14 protein-coding genes and 1 riboswitch are annotated in these 16,142 nt (G+C 73.6%); of the genes, 6 read left to right on the top strand and 8 right to left on the bottom strand.

Translation table 11 applies throughout. The features are described from left to right. Nucleotides 1–3 precede the first annotated feature (3 nt). The 6 genes from JQN70_RS16665 to JQN70_RS16640 all read left to right on the top strand — a co-directional run bounded on the left by JQN70_RS16665 (nt 4) and on the right by JQN70_RS16640 (nt 5,775). Entirely contained in the window at nt 4–1,179 is a 1,176-nt protein-coding gene (locus tag JQN70_RS16665) for a CaiB/BaiF CoA transferase family protein (RefSeq protein WP_204132501.1), read from the top strand. Nucleotides 1,180–1,286: 107 nt separating this feature from the next. Further along, complete coding sequence (locus JQN70_RS16660; RefSeq protein ID WP_204132500.1) at nt 1,287–2,231, top strand: carbamate kinase; 945 nt, start codon at nt 1,287–1,289, stop codon at nt 2,229–2,231. A gap of 2 nt (nt 2,232–2,233) precedes the next feature. Then, nucleotides 2,234–3,361 (top strand): barbiturase, encoded by a 1,128-nt coding sequence (gene bar, locus JQN70_RS16655; RefSeq protein ID WP_204132499.1) that lies wholly within the window; start codon nt 2,234–2,236, stop codon nt 3,359–3,361. 312 nt (nt 3,362–3,673) lie between these two features. Next, nucleotides 3,674–4,426, top strand: coding sequence for a guanitoxin biosynthesis heme-dependent pre-guanitoxin N-hydroxylase GntA (gene gntA, locus JQN70_RS16650; RefSeq protein ID WP_204132498.1), 753 nt, complete (start codon nt 3,674–3,676; stop codon nt 4,424–4,426). After that, a complete protein-coding gene (locus tag JQN70_RS16645) occupies nt 4,423–5,094 on the top strand; it encodes a DUF1989 domain-containing protein (protein ID WP_204132497.1) in 672 nt (223 codons plus the stop codon). The genes gntA and JQN70_RS16645 overlap by 4 nt, the downstream gene beginning before the upstream one ends. A 93-nt stretch (nt 5,095–5,187) precedes the next feature. Further along, complete coding sequence (locus JQN70_RS16640; RefSeq protein ID WP_204132496.1) at nt 5,188–5,775, top strand: hypothetical protein; 588 nt, start codon at nt 5,188–5,190, stop codon at nt 5,773–5,775. A 38-nt stretch (nt 5,776–5,813) separates the two neighbouring features. Here the strand turns inward: JQN70_RS16640 and purH are convergent, their stop codons facing one another. The 8 genes from purH to JQN70_RS21070 form a co-directional block, all read right to left on the bottom strand. Then, nucleotides 5,814–7,439 (bottom strand): bifunctional phosphoribosylaminoimidazolecarboxamide formyltransferase/IMP cyclohydrolase, encoded by a 1,626-nt coding sequence (gene purH, locus JQN70_RS16635; protein WP_204132495.1) that lies wholly within the window; start codon nt 7,437–7,439, stop codon nt 5,814–5,816. 34 nt (nt 7,440–7,473) lie between these two features. Next, nucleotides 7,474–7,551: riboswitch (ZMP/ZTP riboswitch) on the bottom strand. 44 nt (nt 7,552–7,595) lie between these two features. Further along, nucleotides 7,596–8,021: a TIGR03618 family F420-dependent PPOX class oxidoreductase gene (locus tag JQN70_RS16630; RefSeq protein ID WP_204132494.1), complete on the bottom strand. Its 426-nt coding sequence runs from the start codon at nt 8,019–8,021 to the stop codon at nt 7,596–7,598. After that, nucleotides 8,012–8,587 (bottom strand): phosphoribosylglycinamide formyltransferase, encoded by a 576-nt coding sequence (gene purN, locus JQN70_RS16625; RefSeq protein ID WP_307836043.1) that lies wholly within the window; start codon nt 8,585–8,587, stop codon nt 8,012–8,014. Before purN ends, JQN70_RS16630 begins: the two co-directional genes overlap by 10 nt. Continuing rightward, nucleotides 8,584–9,828 (bottom strand): cell division protein PerM, encoded by a 1,245-nt coding sequence (locus JQN70_RS16620; protein ID WP_204132492.1) that lies wholly within the window; start codon nt 9,826–9,828, stop codon nt 8,584–8,586. The genes purN and JQN70_RS16620 overlap by 4 nt, the downstream gene beginning before the upstream one ends. A 48-nt stretch (nt 9,829–9,876) precedes the next feature. Further along, nucleotides 9,877–10,770: a succinate--CoA ligase subunit alpha gene (gene sucD / locus JQN70_RS16615; protein ID WP_204132491.1), complete on the bottom strand. Its 894-nt coding sequence runs from the start codon at nt 10,768–10,770 to the stop codon at nt 9,877–9,879. A gap of 33 nt (nt 10,771–10,803) precedes the next feature. Then, entirely contained in the window at nt 10,804–11,982 is a 1,179-nt protein-coding gene (gene sucC / locus JQN70_RS16610; protein WP_204132490.1) for an ADP-forming succinate--CoA ligase subunit beta, read from the bottom strand. Between the two features lie 222 nt (nt 11,983–12,204). Further along, nucleotides 12,205–13,809 (bottom strand): M4 family metallopeptidase, encoded by a 1,605-nt coding sequence (locus tag JQN70_RS16605; RefSeq protein ID WP_204132489.1) that lies wholly within the window; start codon nt 13,807–13,809, stop codon nt 12,205–12,207. Between the two features lie 219 nt (nt 13,810–14,028). Further along, a complete protein-coding gene (locus JQN70_RS21070; protein ID WP_204132488.1) occupies nt 14,029–16,074 on the bottom strand; it encodes a M4 family metallopeptidase in 2,046 nt (681 codons plus the stop codon). Between the last annotated feature and the right edge of the window lie 68 nt (nt 16,075–16,142).

Raw genomic sequence — 16,142 nt, 5'->3', positions numbered from 1 at the left:
ACCGTGTCCGGACCGCTCGACGGCATCACCGTCGTCGACCTCTCGCGTGCCCTCGCGGGCCCGCACGCCTCGATGCTCCTCGGGGACATGGGTGCTCGCGTCATCAAGGTCGAGTCGGCCGGGGGTGACGACACGCGCGGATGGGGGCCGCCGTTCGTCGGTCCCGAGGACGACCCCGTGTCGACGTACTACCTCGCGTGCAACCGCAACAAGGAGTCCATCGTCCTGGACCTCAAGTCCGACGACGGCCGCGACGTCCTCACCCGCCTCGCCCGCCGGTGCGACGTCCTCGTCGAGAACTTCCGGCCCGGCGTGATGGACCGGCTCGGCTTCGGCGTCGAGCGGCTCCACGAGCTCAACCCGGCCCTCGTCGTCCTCTCGGTGAGCGGCTTCGGCCACGACGGACCCGAGGGCGGACGCGCCGGCTACGACCAGATCGCCCAGGGCGAGGCCGGGCTGATGTCGGTCACCGGGCCGGACCCCGACCAGCCGCAGCGCATCGGCGTGCCCATCGCCGACCTGCTCGCCGGCCTGCACGGGGCGTACGGGGTCGCGGCCGCGCTGCGCGAGCGCGAGCTGACCGGTCGCGGCCGGGTCGTACGCACCTCGCTGCTGGCCGCGGTCGTCGGGGTCCACGCGTTCCAGGGCACCGCGTACACGGTCGCCGGCCAGGTCGGACGGGCCCAGGGCAACCACCACCCGGCGCTCGCGCCGTACGGGCTCTTCCACGCGAGCGACGGGCCGGTGCAGGTCGCGGTCGGGTCGCAGGGGCTGTGGGTGCGCTTCGCGGAGGCTTTCGGCATCGACCCCGCCGACCCGCTGCTCGCGACGAACGCCTCCCGCGTCGCGCACCGCGAGCACCTCGTCGAGGTCATCGACGCCGCGTTCGCCGCGTGGCGGGCGGAGGACCTGCTCGCCCGGCTCGCCGAGCTGGGCATCCCCGCGGGCAAGGTCCGCACCATCGACGAGGTCTACGACTGGGACCAGACCCGCTCGCAGGGGCTCGTCGTGTCGGTCGACCACCCGGTGCTCGGACCCGTCGAGCTCCCCGGCCCACCGATCCGGTTCGACGACAACGCCTTCGGCGGTGGTCGCGAGGTGCACCTCCCGCCGCCCGCGCTGGACGAGCACGGGGCGTCGGTCCGCGCCTGGCTCGACGACCTCGACGCGCGCGGCTGACAAGCACCGGGGACTCCTTGGGCAGAACCTGACAACGCGGGCGCCGCGTCGGGCTCCCTAGGGTCGAGTCCTGGGCACCCGCCCGGTGACGGCGGAGGCGAGGTGACATGCGGGTCCTGCTGGCCCTCGGCGGCAACGCGATGACCGGCCCCGACGGCAGCGCCACGCCGGGCGCGCAGATCGCCGCCGTCACGGAGGCGATGGAGGCGGCCGCGCGGCTCGTCGCGGCCGGGCACGAGCTCGTCGTCACGCACGGCAACGGCCCCCAGGTCGGCAACCTCCTCGTGAAGAACGAGCTCGCGGCGCACGTGGTGCCGCCGGTCCCGCTCGACTGGTGCGGCGCCCAGACGCAGGGGACGCTCGGGTTCACGATCCTCGACGCGCTCGACGGGGCGCTCGCCGCCGCCGACGTGGCGCGCCCGGTCGCCGCGCTCGTCACCCGCACCCTCGTCGACCGCGACGACCCCGGCTTCACCCGCCCGACCAAGCCGGTGGGCCGCTATCTGCCCGAGGACCAGGCGCGGCGGATGGTCGAGCACGGCCAGGTCTGGGAGGACCGCGGCGAGAAGGGGTGGCGGCGGGTCGTCGCCAGCCCGGAGCCGCTCGAGGTGCTGGACGTCACCGCCGCCCGCACCCTCCTCGACGCCGGGTACGTCGTCGTGACGGCCGGCGGCGGGGGCATCCCCGTCGTCCGGGACACGGACGGCACCCTGCGCGGTGTCGAGGCGGTCATCGACAAGGACCTCACCGCCGCCCTGCTCGCGCAGGCCCTGCACGCCGACGTCCTCGTCATCGCCACCGACGTCGACCATGCCGCGGTCGGCTTCGGCACCGACGCCCAGCGCGACCTCGGCCGCCTCCCGCTCTCGGAGCTGCACGCCCTCGCCGAGGCCGGCGAGTTCGCGTCCGGCTCGATGGGCCCGAAGGTCGAGGCCGTCTTCCGCTTCGTCGCCGCCGGGGGCCCGCGCGGCGTCATCACGTCACTCACCCACATCACCGACGCCGTCGACGGGTCGTTCGGCACCGTCGTCGAGCCCGACCGAGAGGAATGACCGTGCCCGACGCCATCGAGGTCCGCAAGGTCCCGCTGCACTCCGTCTCCGACGCCTCCGAGCTCGGCGCCCTCATCGACGCCGGTGTGCTGGAGGCCGATCGGGTCATCGCCGTCATCGGCAAGACCGAGGGCAACGGCGGGGTCAACGACTACACGCGCATCATCGCCGACCGCGCCTTCCGCGAGCTGCTCGTCGCCAAGGGCGCCGACCCCGAGCGCGTCAAGGACGTGCCGATCGTCTGGTCCGGCGGCACCGACGGCGTCATCAGCCCGCACGCGACGATCTTCGCGACGGTGCCGGCCGAGAGGGCCGAGCAGACCGACGAGCCGCGGCTGACCGTCGGGTTCGCGATGAGCGAGCAGCTGCTGCCCGAGGACATCGGGCGCACGGCCATGATCTCGAAGGTGGCGGCGGCGGTGAAGGTCGCGATGGAGCGGGCCGGCATCACCGACACCGCCGACGTCCACTACGTGCAGACCAAGACGCCGCTGCTGACCATCGACACCATCCGCGACGCCAAGGAGCGCGGCCACGACGTCTTCACCGAGGACACGCTGACCTCGATGGACGTGTCCAACGGCGGGACGGCCCTGGGGATCGCGGTGGCCCTCGGCGAGATCGACATGCCGCGCGACGAGGACGTGCTGCGCGACCGGTCGCTGTACTCGTCCGTGGCGTCGTGCTCCTCGGGCGTCGAGCTCGACCGGGCGCAGGTGGTCGTCGTCGGCAACGCGCGCGGGGTCGGCGGGCGCTACCGCATCGGGCACTCGGTGATGGCCGACGCGCTCGACCAGGACGGGCTGTGGGCGGCCATCCGCGACGCAGGGCTCGACCTGCCGGAGCGGCCGCACCACTCGGACCTGGGCGGCCGGCTGGTCAACCTCTTCCTCAAGTGCGAGGCCAGCCAGGACGGCATGGTCCGGGGGCGGCGCAACGCGATGCTCGACGACTCCGACGTGCACTGGCACCGGCAGATCAAGGCGGCGGTCGGCGGGGTGACGGCGGCGGTGACCGGGGACCCGGCGGTGTTCGTGTCGGTGTCGGCGGCGCACCAGGGCCCGGACGGCGGCGGCCCGGTGGCGGCCATCATCGACCTCGGGGACGAGCCCACCGGCTACCGCGGCTGACCGCGGGGGCGCGGGGGCCGTCATCCACGATGCAAGCCCTCACGCTCGACGCGGGCCCTCACGCACCACGCGAGGAGCACGGTAGGTGCTCCAGCACTCCATGCCGGTCGCAAGCGATCCCTTGCCACCTGCAACGGTTTCCTGCCCGAGCGCAAGGGATCGCTTGCCGGGCGCACGGGATCTCTTGCCACCTGCACGGGATCCCTTGCAGGTGGCAAGGAGTTCTGTCGCACGTACCATCCCCCTCGGCGGGGCCGTGACCTGCGACGACGCCCTCGCATGCCCGGGGGTACCCGCGGGTAGGGGGAGGTCGTGCCGCCTCCCCACGAACCCGCCGCCCGACCACTCGAGGACCTGCTCTCCGACCGCCGCGCCGACCACCTCGACACCGCCCCCGACTCCACCGTCGTCGCCGCGCTCGCCGGGATGGTCGCCCACCCCGACTACCCCTGCCTCGGCGCACGCTCGGTGTTCCGGCGCGAGGCCGTCACCGCCGTCGTCCTCGACGACCTCACCGACACCTCGCCCGGCGGTGCGCTCGACACCCTCGGTGAGCGGCTGCGCGCCTTCGCCCGCACGGCCGACCCGGCGGGCGACCTCGTCTCCTTCGTCGCCTGCTTTCGCGGCCCCGAGCCGTCCGGCGAGCAGGCCTTCGAAGCCGACCTGTGGGCCGCCCTGCGTCACCTCCACGAGCACGACGCGGCCCCCTGGGCAGGCGCCGTCGCCGCCGACCCCGTCGACCCGCACTTCGCGTTCAGCGTCGGAGGCACGCCGTTCTTCGTCGTCGGCCTGCACCCCGACGCCTCGCGCATCGCCCGGCGCGCGCCCGTCCCGACGCTCGTCTTCAACCTCCACGAGCAGTTCGAGCGGCTGCGCGCCGACGGCCGTTACGCCCGGATGCGCGACACCATCCGCCGTCGCGACACCGACCTCCAGGGCAGCCTCAACCCGATGGTCGCCGACCACGGAGATGCCTCCGAGGCCCTCCAGTACTCGGGCCGCGAGGTGCCGCCCGGATGGACCCCGCCCTTCCACCCCCGACCCCTCGACGAGGAGCCCGCATGAACCCCGCCCGCACCCGGCACCCGCGCACCGGAGGCGCGCCGCCGTACGACGGGGGGCCCGAGGGCCCCGCCGACGGCTGGTGGCGCATCCCCCCGCAGACCGGGCTGGCCGTCGAGCTCGCGCCCGGCGACCGGCTGACCCTCCTCGACCCCTGCGGCGAGCAGGTCAGCGACCTCTACCTCGTGAGCGCCGACGACGTCGCCGAGCAGTTCTCCTCCGGCCGCACGACCGACTTCGGCAACAGCGTCTACGTCTCCACCGGCTCCCTCCTCTGGAGCAACCGGAGCACGATCCTCGCCGAGGTCGTCGACGACACCGTCGGCGTCCACGACCTCACGCTGACCCCCTGCAGCCAGGCGACGTTCGACGTCCTCTACCCCGACCTCGGCGGTGCCCCGCACCCCAGCTGCTTCGCCAACCTCGTCGACGCGCTCGAGCCCTACGGCGTCGACCCGGACCGGATCGGCGTGACGCTCAACGTCTTCATGGACGTGTGGACCGACGACCGCGGCGAGCTGCACATCGACCCGCCGCCGACGCGCCCCGGGGACCGCTTCACGCTCGAGGCCCGGGTGCCGCTGGTCGCCGGCGTCACGGCCTGCTCGGCCGAGAAGTCCAACAACGGCACGTGCACGCCGATCGACCTGCGGGTGGAACGCGCCGGCTGACCCGCGCACGCACCACGCCCGCTGACCCGGCCGAACGGCCGGTGCCGGGCCGGAACGCCTGCGGGACAGGCGGGCACCGGTGATGATCTGCCGGTGACCACCGCCACGACCCCCACCCCGACCACGCCTCGCGACGTCCCCGGGTTCGCCGACCACGAGGGCCGGCGGCTGCGGCCGCGCGTGCCCGCGACCCCTCCCCCGCCGACCGTCCGGCCGTCGTCCGCGACCGCCGGGCTCCAGGCCCTGCTCGCGCTCCCGGTGTTCTTCGGGGTCTTCGCCCTGGCCCTCGCCCTGGGGGGCGGCAGCGGGCGGATGGGAGCGACCGGCCTCCTCGGGTTCTTCGCCGTGGCCGGCAGCGCCGTCGCCGCGCTGGCGTGGCTCGTCCGGCGCTGGGGCCGCGCCCTCGTCGCCGAGATCGAGCAGGGCTACACGACGACCCGCGTCGTCACCGCCTCGTGGTGGTGGCGTCGGTCGAGCGGCACCGGGCAGGGCGTCGCGTGGGACTTCACCGGGCTCTGGTACCTGCGCCCCTCGGGTGAGGTCCGGGCCGCGCCCGTCCCGACGCCGCACCCGCCGGGCTGGTACCCGTCACCGCACGCGCCCAACCGGCTCGAGCTGTGGACCGGTTCCCAGTGGACCGCCCGGCTCGGCGACCGGACGGACGGCCTGCTCCCGACCTGACGCACCACGACGCGGGTGGCGGGGTGGGCCGGACGACCTCAGTGCGCGAAGTGCCGCGTGCCCGTGAAGTAGAGCGTCACGCCCGCGGCCTGCGCCGCCTCGACGACCTCGGCGTCGCGCACCGACCCACCCGGCGCCACGACCGCGCGCACCCCGGCGTCGAGCAGCACCTCGAGCCCGTCGGCGAACGGGAAGAACGCGTCCGACGCGGCGACCGCACCGCGCGCCCGCTCCTCGCCCGCGCGGGACACCGCGAGGTGACAGGAGTCGACCCGATTGACCTGGCCCATCCCGATGCCCACCGAGCCGCCGTCGGCCGCGAGCAGGATGGCGTTGGACTTCACGGCCCGCACCGCGCGCCAGGCGAACTGCAGGTCGGCGAGCGTCGCGCCGTCCGCGGCCTCACCGGCCACGAGCCGCCAGTGCGCGGCGTCGTCGCCACCGGTGACCGACCCCTCCTCGGACGTGACGACCGCCTCGACCGTGTCGCGCTGCTGCACGAGCAGACCGCCGGACACCGGGCGCACCTCGGCGCCGCCGCGCACCGGTGCCGGGCACTCGAGCAGCCGGATGTTCTTCTTGGCCGTCAGCACCTCGAGCGCCTCGGGCTCGAACCCGGGGGCCACGACGACCTCGGTGAAGATGTCGGCGACCGTGCGGGCCATCTCGGCGGTCACCGGACGGTTCGTGGCGATGATCCCGCCGAACGCCGACACGGGATCGCACGCGTGCGCCTTCCGGTGCGCGTCGGCGACGTCGGTGCCGACCGCGATGCCGCAGGGGTTGGCGTGCTTGATGACGGCCACGGTCGGCTGGTCGCCCTGGTCGTACGCGGCGCGCACGGCGGCGTCGGCGTCGAGGTAGTTGTTGTACGACATCTCCTTGCCGTGCAGCTGGGTCGCCTGCGCGAGCGCGGGCGTCGGCTGGAAACCGTTGGTGTACAGGGCAGCCCGCTGGTGCGGGTTCTCGCCGTAGCGCAGCGTTGCCGACTTGGTCCACGTCGCGCCCATCCACGCGGGGAAGCCCGAGCCGTCGCTCGTGTCGACGTAGGCGTTGCCCATCCACGACGCGACGTGCACGTCGTAGGTCGCGGTGTGGACGAAGGCCTCGGCCGCCAGGCGCTTGCGCTGCTCGAGGGTGAAGCCGCCGGCGCGCACGGCGTCGAGGACGGCGCCGTAGGTCGCCGGGTCGGTGACGACCGCGACGCTCGGGTGGTTCTTCGCCGCGGCGCGCACCATCGACGGGCCGCCGATGTCGATCTGCTCGACGACCTCGTCGGGGCCCGCACCGGAGGCGACGGTCGCGGCGAACGGGTAGAGGTTGACGACGACCAGCTCGAAGGCCTCGACGCCGAGGTCGGCCAGCTGGGCGAGGTGGTCGGGCTTGCGGGTGTCGGCGAGCAGGCCGGCGTGGACCATCGGGTGGAGGGTCTTCACGCGGCCCTCGAGGCACTCGGGGAAGCCGGTGAGCTCCTCGACACGGGTGACCGGCAGGCCGAGCGACTCGATGAGCGCGGCGCTCCCGCCGGTCGAGACGAGGGCGACGCCGGCGTCGTGGAGGCCGCGGACGAGCTCGTCCAGGCCGGTCTTGTCGTAGACGGAGACGAGCGCGCGGCGGACGGGGCGGACGTCCTGCGACGGTCCGGGGGCGGAGACGGTGGCCATGGAAGGAACTCCTCGGGGTCGGGTCGGTCACTCCTCGGGGCACCCAGGCGGGCGATGCCCCGACACGTGACTTCCCGGTGGTGCACCACCCGCGCCAGTCGTCTGCGACGAGGGTACCGACGCCCGCCGTGCCGGGCCAAACACACCTCCGGACCGTCAGCCGCCGTACGGCGACGGCGGCAGCGGGTCCGGCCACGAGGCGCCGAGCACGCGGTCGACCTCGAGCACGACGACCACCCGCTCCGGGTTCGGCCGGGGCTGCCGGTACCGCACGGCGTAGCGCTCCTCCGCGTCGCGGACGGAGCCGGCGTCCTCGAGCACCCGCGTCGTCCCCTCGAGCGAGAGCCACCGCCGCCGGTCGACCTGCGCCAGGGCGGCCCGCCGGCCGGCCCGGGCCTGCACCACCTTCGCGCTCCCCCGGCTCGCGATGACCCGCGCGACGAGGGCGTCCTCGTCCCACGTGAAGCCGACGGGCACCACGTGCGGGCTCCCGTCGCGACGCAGGGTGGTGAACGTGGCGAGGTGCCGCTCGCGGAGGAACTCCAGTGCCGCGGGGGACAGCTCGGCGGGGGTCAGCGCCACGAGCGGTCCGCCGCGAGCCGTGAGAGCACCTCGACGAGCATCGCCCTCTCCTGCACCTTGATCCGCTCGTGCAGCGACACGACGTCGTCGTCGTCCTCGACCCGCACCGCGCGCTGGTCGATGATCGGGCCGGTGTCGACCCCGGCATCGACCCAGTGGCAGGTGCACCCCGTGACGCGGACCCCGTGCGCCAGCGCGTCACGGACCCCGTGCGCACCGGGGAAGCTCGGGAGCAGCGCCGGGTGGGTGTTGACGACCCGCAGGGTGTCGAGCACCTCCGGCCCGAGCACCTTCATGAACCCGGCGGACACGACGAGGTCCGGCCCGTGCTCGGCGAGGAGGCGGGCCAGCGCGGCGTCCCAGTCCTCGCGGGTGTCGAAGTCCGGGACCCGGCAGACGAAGGTCGGGATGCCCCGCGCCCCCGCGCGCTCCACCCCGCCGGTGCCGTCACGGTCGGCGCCGACGACGACGACCTCGAAGGGAGGTGCGTCGGCGTCGAGGAGGGCCTGGAGGTTGGTGCCCGAGCCGGACACGAGCACGGCGAGCCGCAGCGGCGCGTCGCTCACCGGCGCAGCCGCCACGCGTCGCGCAGGACGTAGCCGACCGCTCCGACGAGCAGCTCGGCGAAGAGCACGAGGGTGAGCTCGGTGGCCGGTGCGCCGATGCTCGAGAGGCGGAACTGGCCGAGCGAGCCGCCACCGACGAGGTCGAGCAGGCCGAGGACGACCGCCGTCGTCGCACACGCGGAGGTGGCCACGACGAGCTTGGTGCGCAGCCGCGAGAGCCGGGCGACGGTGGCGACCGCCCGCCGCCCCACCCACGCGCCGGCCGCGACGAGCAGGAGGACGCAGACGACCCCGACCACCCCGGGGAAGTGCCCGGGCTGCGGCAGCGCGCCGAGGACCGGGACCATCGGCAGCAGACCGCTCTCGGCGCCGTCCCACGAGATGCCGGCGCCGTCGACGACCGAGAAGCCCGGACCGGCGACGAACGAGACGACCCAGGTCGCGAGGTTCGGCAGCCCGGCGAGCTGGGCGCCGAGCAGCACGGCCGAGCCGGTGCCGTCGGGCGCGAGCCCGGCCTGCACCGCGGCGACCTGCGGCCACGACACGACGACGGCCACGACGACGACGAGGGCGCCGAGGCCGACGAGCAGCCCGGCGCCGGCGACCCCGGGGCCGACGCCGCGGGCGACGACGTCCGGCAGCACGGGGACGACCCGGGGGCCGAGCACGTCCGGGTCGTCGCGCCCGACGGCATGCAGGGCGATGCCGAGGCCGAGCAGCGGCACGACGAGCAGCGGGAGGACGACGCTCCACGGGTGGGGAGGCATCGGCCCTCGCGCCGCGAGGACCCAGCCGACCCCGACGACGAGTGCGTACCCCGCCCACCACGCACCGGCGGCCGCCGCGAGCGGCCGCGGCAGCAGCCCGGCCCAGTGACCGCCCTCGGTGCTCACGCGGACCATGGCCTCGCGAGCCCCGTACCGCGCGAGGACGACGAGCACGGCGAGCCCGAGCAGCGGGACGAGCGAGACGGTGGCCGCGCCGGCCACGAGGTGCGCACCGCCGACGAGGAGCCAGAGCGAGGCACCGACGGCGACGGCGTCACCGCCCCCGGCGCTCGAGCGCGGGTCCGAGCCCCACGCGAGGAGCACGGGCCCGAGGACGACGAGGGCCGAGACCAGCCCGGTCGCGACGCCGATGAGCCCGGAGCGGCGCCACCCGGGGCCCCACGGCGAGCCCCCCTCGACCTCGGGGTCCGCGGACCCGGGCAGGGCGGAGCGCAGGCGATCGGTGACGGTCATCGCGACCAGTGTGCGACAGCCGGTCCCCGCGCCGCCGGAGCCGCGCCGTCAGGAGGAGCGCGACTCCATGATCTCGCGCATCAGCTGGGCGGTCTCGGACGGCGTCTTCCCGACCTTGACGCCGGCGGCCTCGAGGGCCTCCTTCTTCGCCTGCGCGGTGCCGGACGATCCGGAGACGATGGCGCCCGCGTGGCCCATCGTCTTGCCCTCGGGGGCGGTGAAGCCCGCGACGTAGCCGACGACCGGCTTCGTGACGTGCTCCTTGATGTAGGCCGCCGCGCGCTCCTCGGCGTCGCCGCCGATCTCGCCGATCATGACGATGGCGTCGGTGTCGGGGTCGTTCTCGAAGGCCTCGAGGCAGTCGATGTGCGTCGTCCCGATGACGGGGTCGCCGCCGATGCCGACCGCGGACGAGAAGCCGAAGTCCCGCAGCTCGTACATCATCTGGTAGGTCAGCGTGCCGGACTTCGAGACCAGGCCGATGCGGCCCGGGCCGGAGATGTCGGCGGGGATGATCCCGGCGTTCGCGGCGCCGGGGCTGATGAGGCCCGGGCAGTTGGGCCCGATGATGCGGGTGCCGCCCTTCTCGGCGGCGTAGTTGTAGAACTCCGCGGTGTCCTTGACGGCGACGCCCTCGGTGATGACGACGAGCAGCGGGATGCCCGCGTCGATCGCCTCGACGGCGGCGGCCTTGGTGAAGGCGGCGGGGACGAACGCGACGCTGACGTCGGCGCCCGTCCGCTCCATCGCCTCGGCGACGGTGCCGAACACGGGGACGGAGACGCCGCCCTCGAACTCGACGTCGGTGCCGGCCTTGCGCGGGTTGACGCCGCCGACGACGGCGGTGCCGGAGCGCAGCATCCGCTGCGTGTGCTTCATGCCCTCGGAGCCGGTCATGCCCTGGACGATGACCTTCGAGTCGGCGGTGAGGAAGATGGCCATGGGTGTCGTGTCTCTCTTCTCTAGCGCTCGGGGTCAGTTCTGGGAGGCCAGCTCGGCAGCCTTGCGCGCGGCGCCGTCCATCGTCTCCTCGATGATGACGCGCGGGTGGTTGCGCTCGGCGAGGATGCGGCGGCCCTCCTCGACGTTGTTGCCGTCGAGCCGGACGACGAGCGCGCGGTCCTCCTCGTCGCCGAGGGCGTCGAGCGCGCCGACGATGCCGTTCGCGACGGCGTCGCACGCGGTGATGCCGCCGAAGACGTTGACGAACACCGACTTCACCTGCGGGTCGGACAGGATGATGTGCAGCCCGTTGGCCATCACCTCGGCGCTGGCGCCGCCACCGATGTCGAGGAAGTTGGCCGGCTTCTGGCCGCCGAACACCTCACCGGCGTAGGCGACGACGTCGAGGGTGCTCATGACGAGCCCGGCGCCGTTGCCGATGATGCCGACCGAACCGTCGAGCTTGACGTAGTTGAGGTCCTTCTCCTTGGCCGCGGCCTCGAGCGGGTCGGTCTCGCCGGAGTCCTCGAGGGCCTCGTGGTCGGGGTGGCGGAAGCCGGCGTTGGCGTCGAGCGACACCTTGCCGTCGAGGGCGACGATCTCACCGTCCTCGGTCTTCACGAGGGGGTTGACCTCGACGAGCGTGGCGTCCTCCTCGCGGTAGACCGTCCAGAGGGTCGTGAGGACCGGCTCGATCTTCGCGGCGGTGTCGGCGTCGAAGCCCGCGGCCTCGACGATCTCGCGGGCCTTGGCGTCGTCGATGCCGACGTTGGGGTCGACGGCGATGCGGGCGAGGGCCTCGGGGCGCTCGACGGCGAGCTGCTCGATCTCCATCCCGCCCTCCTTGCTGCACATCGCGAGGTAGGTGCGGTTCGCGCGGTCGAGGAGGATGGAGAAGTAGTACTCCTCGGCGATCCGGGCGCCCTGGGCGATCATCACGCGGTGGACGGTGTGACCCTTGATGTCCATGCCGAGGATGGCGGAGGCGTGCTCGAAGGCCTCGTCCGCGGTCTTCGCGACCTTGACGCCGCCGGCCTTGCCGCGCCCTCCGGTCTTCACCTGGGCCTTGACGACGGTGACCCCGCCGCTCGCGGTGCCGATGCGCTCGGCGGCCTCCTTCGCCTCCTCGGGCGTCGTCGCGACGGCCCCGGCGAGCACGGGCACACCGTGCTTCTCGAACATGTCACGGGCCTGGTACTCGAAGAGGTCCACGAGGCGATCCGTCCTCACTGTCGGCGAAGGGTGGTCCGCAGGGCACTGTAACGGCGCACCGCCGACAGGTTCGCACCGGAGGCGGCCGATGGGGGCAATCTCACCCCCAGCGGTCGGGTGGCGCGACGGACGGCCCGCCCGCGGGCGGGGGTCGAGGGCCCTCGGGACGACGAACGGGCCGGCGCGCCCGTGGCGCGCCGGCCCGTCACCGGGTGTGGCTGCTCAGTTGGCGCAGGTCTGGTTCCCCTTGGGCGCCGCGATGGCGTTGAAGGCCTTCTCGACGGCGACGCACTGGGCGCTGTTCTTGCCGTAGAGCTCCTTGGCCGAGGCGATCGCCCCGTTGCGGGCCGCGCCGTAGTTGCTCGACGAGGTGAGCTTGGTCGTCAGCGTGCGGTACCAGACACGCTCGGCGACGAGGTGGCCGACACCGGTCATCGACGACCCGTCGCACGTGGGGCTCGTGTACGTGACACCGCCGACGGTCTTGGTGCCGCTGCCCTCGGAGACGAGGTAGTACCAGTGGTTCAGCGGCCCCGAGGAGTAGTGGACGTCCATGCGCCCGATGCTGCGGCTCCAGCACCCCGGGCTCTGCCCGTCGCGGCTCGGGTCGTCCATGTAGCGCAGCGGGGTGCCGTTGCCGTTGATGTCGATCTTCTCGCCGATGAGGTAGTCGCCCGGGTCGGACGGGTTGCTCGCGTAGAACTCGACCGCGGCACCGAAGATGTCCGAGGTCGCCTCGTTGAGGCCACCGGACTCCCCGCGGTAGCTGAGCCCGGCGGTGTTCTCGGTGACGCCGTGGCTCATCTCGTGGCCCGCGACGTCGATGCTCGTCAGCGGGTGGGTGTTGCCCCGGCCGTCGCCGTAGGTCATCTGGGTGCCGTCCCAGAAGGCGTTGACGTAGCCGCTCGCGAAGTGCACCCGGCTGCGGGCGCCGACGCCGGTGTTCCAGATGCCGGCCCGGTTGTGCACGGACTGGTAGTAGGCGTAGGTCTGCTGGGCGCCCCACTGGGCGTCGGCGGCGGCGGTGTCACGGGCGCTCACCGACCCCGTGCCCCAGATGTCGTCGGCCCCGGTGAACTCGGTGCCGGTGCCGGACGTCAGGCCGAACATGTCGGTCGTGTAGTTGCCCACGGAGTCACGGAGGCGGAAGCCCGCGCCGCCGGTGACGGTGTTGAGGGTGACGACGCCGGAGTACTGCGTGTTGCCGGTGCCCTCGTGGATCGCCTCGGCGCGGTCGAGCACGGCGCCGGTGCGGGCGTCGACGTAGGTGCGCAGGCGGCTCGGGGTGCCCGTGGACCGCACGCCCTCGGTCGTGACCTCCCAGGCCAGCCGGTTGCTCGAGCCCGCGGCGTACACGACGAGCGCGGCGGCCGACGAGGTCGGCCGGTAGCCGGCGGACCGGCCGGCCGTGGCGCGGGCCGCGGCGGCCGTGACCTTCGGGGTGCGGGAGGCGACGGCGAGCGGACGGGTGGTCGCGAGGTGCTTGTCGCGGACCCGTCCGTCGGCGGCCTTCGTGACGACGAGGTCGCCCCCGACCACGCGCAGCCCGCCGGAGGTGCGGTCGTACCGCACGTGCCGGGTCCCGTCCGGGTCGAGGACGACGCTGCGCACGGTGAGGGCCTCCCCCGCCGGGAGGCCGAGGGCGCGGGCCGTCGGCGTGGTGCGACGGCCCTCGTCGGCGCGGGCCGCGGCGACCCGCGCGGTGGCCTCGCGGTACTGGCCCGCGGCGGGCGTCGGGGTCGGGACGGCGGTCGCGGGTGCGGCGGCGACGACGCCCGCGGTCATGGTGGCGACCAGGGCGGAACCGGCCAGCAGTCGGCGGGGCATGGGTGAGCTCCTCGTGTTCGGGTGAGCGCGATGATAGGGCGGCTCCGGAAACGCGCGCAGGCGAACGGGTGTGCGCTTTTTTGGGGCGGCTCCGTAAACGCGCGCTGGCGACGGGGCCGCCCGGCCCGGACACCATCCGAACGGCCCCCTCGGGACCCCGGACACCGGCGGTGGGCCGGCACGCGGTCGCGTGCCGGCCCACCGTCGGACGGGGTCGGGTCAGCCGACGGTCAGCGCCGTGTCGTCGACGACGAACGACGTCTGGAGCGAGGAGTCCTCGGTGGCGGTGAACTTCACCGTCACCGCCTTGCCCTTGTAGGCGATGAGGTTGAAGGACTTCTGCACGTACGACCCGTTGGCGTTGGCGTTGCTGTACGTCGCCAGCGTCGTGGTCGTGCCGCCGACGACGACCTGCGGGCGCATCGTGTCGTAGGCGGTCGTGCCCGACTCCGAGGTGTCGATGCGCACCCAGAAGGACAGCGTCGCCGAGGTGGCGGTGGCCGGGATGGTCACCGTCTGCTGCTCGGTCTCGGTGCCGGCCGAGCCGTTGCCGCCGAGCCACATCTTCCAGCTGCCGGTCCGCGCCGGGCGGCCGGTGTTGTTCGTGACCGGGCCGGCGGTGCCGGTCCAGACCGTCGCGCCGGACTCGAAGCCGGCGTTCTGGAGGATGTTGCCGCCGGTGGGCGGCGGGGTGGTGCCCCCGCCGCACGACTGGGCGCCGACCGGGACCGAGATCGCCGAGAACGCGCTCTCGACGGCGGTGCACACGGCCGCGTTGCTCGGGAAGAGCTCCTTGGCCGAGGCGATGGCCCCCTCACGGGCCGCCGCGTAGTTGCTCGTCGAGGTGAGCTTCGTCGACAGCGTGCGGTACCAGACCTTCTCGATGTTGGTCCGGCCCGCGCCGGTGACGGTCGAGCCGTTGCACGTCGGGCTGTTGTACGAGACCCCGTTGACCGTCTTGGCGCCGCTGCCCTCGGAGGCCAGGTAGAACCAGTGGTTCAGCGGGCCCGAGGAGTAGTGCGGGTCGAGGTTCTTCGTCCCGGTGGTCCAGCAGTCCTGGCTCGCACCGTCCTTGGACGGCTTGTCCATGTAGCGCAGCGGGGTGCCGTTGCCGTTGATGTTGATCTTCTCGCCGATGAGGTAGTCACCGGGGTCGGCCGCGGAGTTCGCGTAGAACTCGACGGCGGTGCCGAAGATGTCCGAGGTCGCCTCGTTGAGGCCGCCCGCGTCGCCGGTGTAGGCCAGGCCCGCGGTGTTCTCGGTGACGCCGTGGCTCATCTCGTGCGCGGCGACGTCGATGCTCGTCAGCGGGTGGGTGTTGCCGCTGCCGTCGCCGTACGTCATCTGGGTGCCGTCCCAGAAGGCGTTGACGTACGCGTTGCCGTAGTGGACGCGGCTGCGGGCGCCGGTGCCGTTGTTCCAGATGCCGGCGCGGCCGAGCTGGGTGTTGTAGTAGGCGTAGGTCTTCTCGGCGCCGTACTGCGCGTCGACCCCGGCGGTCTGCCGGCTGCTCGCGGCCCCGGTGCCCCAGACGTTGTCGGCGTCGGTGAAGAGCGTGCCCGCCGCGGTCGAGCTCGTCGACCCGTTGAGGTCGGTCGTGTAGTTGCCGATGCTGTCCTTGAGCTGCCAGGTCGAGCCGCTCTGGGTCGTGTTGAGCGTGACGGTGCCGGAGTACATCGAGTTGCCGGTGCCGTTGACGATCTCGTCCCAGCTGCTGATGACGGCGCCGGAGCTCGCGTCGACGACGGTGTGCAGGCGGCTCGGGGTCTGGTCGGCCTTGACCCCGGTCGTCACGACGTCGTAGGCGAGGCGCGGGCTGCCCGAGCCGGCCCAGACGACGAGCTCGCCCTGGCTCTTCTCGCCGGTGGCCCGGGAGCGCTCGGCGCCGGCCGCGACGGCCGAGGACTTCGCGACCTTCGGGGTCGTCGAGGGGGCCGAGACATCCTTGCGGTTCGCGTTGTACCGCACCGACTCCACCGCGCCGGCCTTGCTCTTCTCGACGACGAGGTCGCCGCCGAGGACGCGCAGGCCCTTCCACGTGCGGTCGTAGCGGACGTGCTGGGTGCCGTCGCGGTCGGTGAGGACCGAGCGGGCGACGAGCTTCTCGTCGGAGGCGAGACCGAGGGCCGCGTGGTCCGGGCCCGGGGAGGAGGCGGCAGGAAGTGCCGTGGCAGGGGTGGTGCCGACAGCCGTCGCGGCGGGGACGCCGACGACGATGGTCGCGAGCGCCGCGCCGATGGCGAGGCCTGGGGTGAGTCGTCTCACGGTCGGTTTTCTCCTTCAGGGGGTCACGCCCGGATCCGGGCACGAGGGGAAACGTGGCCCTCGATCAC

Origin of the sequence: Phycicoccus sonneratiae (genome assembly GCF_016887965.1) — a bacterium.
Classification (GTDB): domain Bacteria; phylum Actinomycetota; class Actinomycetes; order Actinomycetales; family Dermatophilaceae; genus Phycicoccus; species Phycicoccus sonneratiae.
The sequence above is the reverse complement of the archived record's forward strand: the minus strand, read 5'-3'. Positions and strand labels throughout refer to the sequence as shown.

What these genes read in the sequence shown, in the direction of transcription:
- sucD (WP_204132491.1), bottom strand. Translation starts at nt 10,770, where the DNA reads ATGGCCATCTTCCTCACCGCCGACTCGAAGGTCATCGTCCAGGGCATG.
- JQN70_RS16660 (WP_204132500.1), top strand. Translation starts at nt 1,287, where the DNA reads ATGCGGGTCCTGCTGGCCCTCGGCGGCAACGCGATGACCGGCCCCGAC.
- JQN70_RS16620 (WP_204132492.1), bottom strand. Translation starts at nt 9,828, where the DNA reads ATGACCGTCACCGATCGCCTGCGCTCCGCCCTGCCCGGGTCCGCGGAC.
- JQN70_RS16645 (WP_204132497.1), top strand. Translation starts at nt 4,423, where the DNA reads ATGAACCCCGCCCGCACCCGGCACCCGCGCACCGGAGGCGCGCCGCCG.
- JQN70_RS16605 (WP_204132489.1), bottom strand. Translation starts at nt 13,809, where the DNA reads ATGCCCCGCCGACTGCTGGCCGGTTCCGCCCTGGTCGCCACCATGACC.
- purH (WP_204132495.1), bottom strand. Translation starts at nt 7,439, where the DNA reads ATGGCCACCGTCTCCGCCCCCGGACCGTCGCAGGACGTCCGCCCCGTC.